This is a genomic window from Mycobacterium sp., from assembly GCF_052144515.1.
In the GTDB taxonomy this organism is placed as follows: Bacteria; Actinomycetota; Actinomycetes; order Mycobacteriales; family Mycobacteriaceae; genus Mycobacterium.
Window position 1 is genome coordinate 1 of record NZ_JBKQQD010000433.1, and the last position, 4227, is coordinate 4227.

At 62.5% G+C, this 4227-nt stretch carries 6 protein-coding genes and 1 pseudogene; 4 read left to right on the plus strand and 3 right to left on the minus strand.

The window, feature by feature from the left end:
- On the minus strand, positions 1-467 hold a 467-nt coding region (locus ACLP9N_RS29460; RefSeq protein WP_442410677.1), incomplete at its 3' end, for a transposase.
- 153 nt (positions 468-620) lie between these two features.
- Between ACLP9N_RS29460 and ACLP9N_RS29465 the strand changes: the two genes are divergently transcribed.
- Complete coding sequence (locus tag ACLP9N_RS29465) at positions 621-806, plus strand: hypothetical protein (protein ID WP_442410682.1); 186 nt, start codon at positions 621-623, stop codon at positions 804-806.
- Positions 807-1004: 198 nt separating this feature from the next.
- Here the strand turns inward: ACLP9N_RS29465 and ACLP9N_RS29470 are convergent.
- Positions 1005-1328, minus strand: a pseudogene (locus ACLP9N_RS29470) (uracil-DNA glycosylase family protein); the annotation flags it as partial.
- Positions 1329-1935: 607 nt separating this feature from the next.
- Positions 1936-2622, minus strand: a complete 687-nt coding sequence (locus ACLP9N_RS29475; RefSeq protein WP_442410678.1) for a translation initiation factor IF-2 N-terminal domain-containing protein — start codon at positions 2620-2622, stop codon at positions 1936-1938.
- A 106-nt stretch (positions 2623-2728) separates the two neighbouring features.
- Between ACLP9N_RS29475 and ACLP9N_RS29480 the strand changes: the two genes are divergently transcribed.
- The 3 genes from ACLP9N_RS29480 to ACLP9N_RS29490 form a co-directional block, all read left to right on the plus strand.
- Positions 2729-2869, plus strand: a complete 141-nt coding sequence (locus ACLP9N_RS29480) for a hypothetical protein (RefSeq protein ID WP_442410679.1) — start codon at positions 2729-2731, stop codon at positions 2867-2869.
- A 372-nt stretch (positions 2870-3241) separates the two neighbouring features.
- Entirely contained in the window at positions 3242-3751 is a 510-nt protein-coding gene (locus tag ACLP9N_RS29485; protein ID WP_442410680.1) for a hypothetical protein, read from the plus strand.
- Positions 3752-4010: 259 nt separating this feature from the next.
- A partial coding sequence (locus ACLP9N_RS29490) for a hypothetical protein (protein ID WP_442410681.1) occupies positions 4011-4227 on the plus strand: 217 nt, incomplete at its 3' end.

Here is a 4227-nt window from a genome sequence, read left to right on the forward strand (position 1 = left end):
GATTTCGCCTCCTTGTCCACCACGGTGCCGACCGGCTCGGCGACCCGCGCGTGCCGGCGAGTGGCCACCCCGGCCAGCATCCGCTCCATCACCACCCGCGTCAGCACGTCCTCGGCAGCAAAGTAGGTGTAGCTGACCAGCGGCACCTCGTGCCCATCCAGGGTGCGCGCCCGCGGCCGATCCACCGCCACCCGGCGCCCGCCCAGCGTGACCGAGCCGCGCCCGCTGCCATGACGCACCGCGGCCCGGTCCGGATCATGCTTGCCTTTCGGTCCGGCCACCTCAGCAATCTCGGCCTCGAACAATGCCTGCATCACCGACATCCCGGCGGCCACGCTCATCGCCAACAGCCCCTCTCGCGCCGCGCCAGCGATATCGGTCAGCGCCACTGCGATCTCCTCCGGCAGATCAGGCAACACCACGGCATCGGCCGTGTCAGCAACGCGAATAGTAGGTACGGTTCTCATGGCGGTCCCTTCCTTTGTGGGTGTTCTTGGTCGTTCACCCGAAGACCTACCATCCGGCAGGCCTCAGGCGAGGGACCGCCATCTCAAATTCCACGAAGGCCGGGACAACCTCCGAACCACGTCGATGACCTACTGATAGAGGCCATCGACCGTGTGACGTGGATCGTGCAGATGCTTGGTGAGAATCGCGATCTCTACGAATCCAGGGGCGTGGGAGGGCCCGTCGCAGCTGGCGCGATCGGCTGGGCGAACGCACTCAAAGAGTCTGCCGAGAGGGCGCGGGGCGCGGCTGCGGATCTCGTGCAGCACTTGTCGGCAAACCCGCTGCTGGACAACTAAATGCGTTTGAAGCGATATCTGAGAAACCAAGAACGTTAGATTCGAGAAATCGAATCCGTTCACGCGGGCCGTACTGGCACGGGATACGCCGTGCGGCTCAGCCCCTGGTTGCGGTCGGTTGCGAAAGCCCCACTCCAACGCACGCGCCAAACTCGTCACGTACTCCTCGCGGATGTCCTTGGGCTTCCATCTGATCGAGGATGGGTGTGGGGCAAATAGGAGATCGGGAGAGGCCGTGGCCTCGGCCCCGTGATCGAGCGGGACGGTGAACGGCCATGGCAGTTCTCGTGCCTCGGGATAGGCAGACCGCAGTGCAGCTTTCGCGTCTAGCCCCAAGCCGATGATCAAGCTTGGGTGGACGATCTCAAGCTCACGGTGCGGGTAAGGAGTGCAGTTCTTGATCTCATCGGGGAGCGACTTGCGGTCGCCGGGCGGGTGACAGTGCACCACGTTGGTGATGAAAGATCTGATGCTTGGCGATGCCGGCGATGTCGAAACTGTCGTCGAGGAACCGCCCGCCACCTCCGGTGAAAGGGATCTGCGACTCCATACACTCTCGACAAAGGCTTTGTCCGACCATCACCACCGGCGATCGCACCGAGCCATAGCCCGGCGCCGCTTGGGTTTCGCCGGGGATGTTCATACCCTCACAGCGCCTGCACACCCTGATTTGCGCTTCGAGCGCCGTCATGCGCTGCCGGCGAGGGTCTCTCACGCTATTGCCCATGTCGCGAGACAGGATCCGATCGACCTCGTTTCTCTAGATGTGAGACATGGCGCTGGCTCTGGTGCCGGGTACGACATGTCTCGGACCCAACCGGGCCGCCGATAGGCGGGTCGGGCAGGAGCCTGGTCGTGCCGCAAATCCCCCCGTACGGGCTGGGCGGTTTGGGCACACGTGTGGGAACCTTGCCCGCTGTATCGGTGCACGTCGCCGCTCCCGCCCCGGAAGTGTCCCAATATCAACCGAACTTAGACACGGGGGAAACGGGTCTGAGCGTAGTTGCTGCGGCCGATTTTCACGCCTGCCAGCTTCCCGACCCCGCGGAGGGTGTAGCAAAACCTACGCTGTGGTGAAACCGCACGCGCGCGCACCGAGGCAGGCCGACATACATCGCGATAATGCGCGTCAGGCCCCACCAGCGGCGGATTGCTCCGAGCGCCGAAACTCCTGCACCTGGCGCACGGCGTCTTTAATTCCAAGGTGGCCCTTTATCACTCGGGTGACGATCATGTCGCGGGTCGGATCGATCCGGCCGGCCGTGAGGCGCAAGTCCGCATCGGCCGGTGTTAGTCCTGCGGCCGACAACTTCGCTGCAATGTCTGAGCGCTCCCCACCGGTCACCCTGATCCAGTCGATCATGTCCGGCAGCCACGTGTTTGCCCATTGGTTGGTCAGCCGCTCCGCGCGGTCGCGCTGCTCAGGTGTGTGACCACCACGATTCGTGCGGTGAGGGTCGATCACGTAGCGATAGATCGCGCTCTCGATTTCCCCCGGTTTATGGCTATGGGATGGAGTTGAACGGCTCGCACGCTGAGCCCTCTGGTAAGCAGCTCCGAACCCTCCGTCGTCGGCCGGCTGGTTGATGTCGGCAGAATCGCCGTAGTGCCGAGCACTGATCGCCCCAGGGCCCAGGTCGTGGCGGAGCCTCCTAATGAGCCGCGGCGGCAAAGTGTGGCTCGCCGACTTGATGAATTCTCCGTAGTCCGAGCACTTGGCGAGTATCTCCCTTGACGTCACGCCGAGTTCCTTCGCCAGCTCGTGAACACGCGTCTCCGCTGGGGTCCCGGCAATTCGATTGTCGGCCTCTGCCATTCGGTTGCCTCTCGTCCTAGGTAACGGCGGCCTGCGCCGCAGCCGCGCCTTAACGGGTGTCGGGCACCGTTTCCCGCCGCCGCAGAACCGCGGTTATCCCAATGCTATGTCGGCGGCCCGACACATCTGTGGAACCGTTTCCGCCGCCGGCAACGCCAAGAACAACTTCTACGACACCTACTCCTTCGACGTCGAGACCGAACTCCGTCGCGAGGGACACCGCCCGCTCCGCTCACCAGCCGCCTGATCCAGTTGCGGCAAAAGGGACCAGATCCGCTCCACTGCTAAGGGGACCCCGATAACGCTGACACATGGAGCATCCAGACAGCACGATGGGTGTAGTTGGTCTCACGAGGAGGCAAGGGCACCCCAATGAAAAGTGAACCGTACGACTGGGCTGCCATGACGACGAGTCGATGAGCCCAGAAGAGACTATGCGCAGATTTGAGGCGCTCGGCCCGGTGCCGACCACAGGGCCCGTGAGTAACGATCAGCGCGAGCACATCCCGACTCCGGACGAACTGATACCACGCGGTGCCCTCACCTATGCTTCGTCGACAAAAACGACGGTAATCCAGCGCGGAGCGATCGTAATCGGTTCAACTGCAAACCTCACTGCATGAGCGATGCGTCGGAGTCCGCTCGAGTGCGGATCACAATCGCCGACTATGTAGTCATCGATCAGCAAGGAAAAGCCACAATCGTCGGCGCCGGCGTCACCATCGCAGGTGTCAATCTTCAGTCCGGAATGACAGCCCCTTTCGCAGTCTTAGTATCCGCGTCCTTCGCTCCGCAGTTCGTTGGAGAAGATCCCGCGGTCGAACTGTCGCTCGAAACCGAAGATCACCAGTTGGTACAGATGCCTGGACTGCTTGACTCGACCGGACAGCCGCAATATCTGCGTGTGGCCACCTCAGAGAAGCTGCTCCCAACAGTACTGCCGGGCGCCAACATTCCCGCTGACATCATCCGACCGAAAGCGCAGATCCTTCTAAACTTCCAGAACGGACTCCCGCTGGCACCCGGTCATGCGTATGTATGGCGCGTGAAGATAGACGGCGACACTCGGCCTGAGTGGACAGAGATGTTGTACGTTCCCACAGCCAGCGCGGGCCCGGTCCTCGGATAGCGCCCAGCGGAGCAGAACAAACGCCCCCAAAAGCCGCTACGCAGCCCCCGGTGCCCAGCAAAGCCGCGATCTACAACCACGCCCACACACTTTGCAGAAGGTCGTAAGAGCTGCGCGGCGCGAGGGTTTCCACCCCCCACACCGCGCCGATGACCGCCTGCAGCGGCGCGGCATCAGGCCCGCAGAAACCTCGTGACAGGGACCCGATAGCCTGCGAGATTCGGGGGCTTTGTCTCTTTGGAGAAGGTGACGATCTGACATGACTGATAAATGGCTCTCCGACATCGGTGCGCCGGGAGAGTTTCCCCTCGTGGATGTGTGCGAGCAAATCGAGCAGAAAATCCACGTTAACGCAGACAACCAGAAATTGCCGCAGGAGTTCCCGGACTGGCAGTCGTGCGTGGAAGATCGGGACGCCACCATCTACAAGTTGAGCGCGGCTGTTGTCAACCTTTGCCGGATGGTGGAGTACTTGG

Coding starts and splice junctions, on each gene's coding strand:
- ACLP9N_RS29475 (WP_442410678.1), bottom strand. CDS start 2,622: ATGGCAGAGGCCGACAATCGAATTGCCGGGACCCCAGCGGAGACGCGT.
- ACLP9N_RS29480 (WP_442410679.1), top strand. CDS start 2,729: ATGTCGGCGGCCCGACACATCTGTGGAACCGTTTCCGCCGCCGGCAAC.
- ACLP9N_RS29485 (WP_442410680.1), top strand. CDS start 3,242: ATGAGCGATGCGTCGGAGTCCGCTCGAGTGCGGATCACAATCGCCGAC.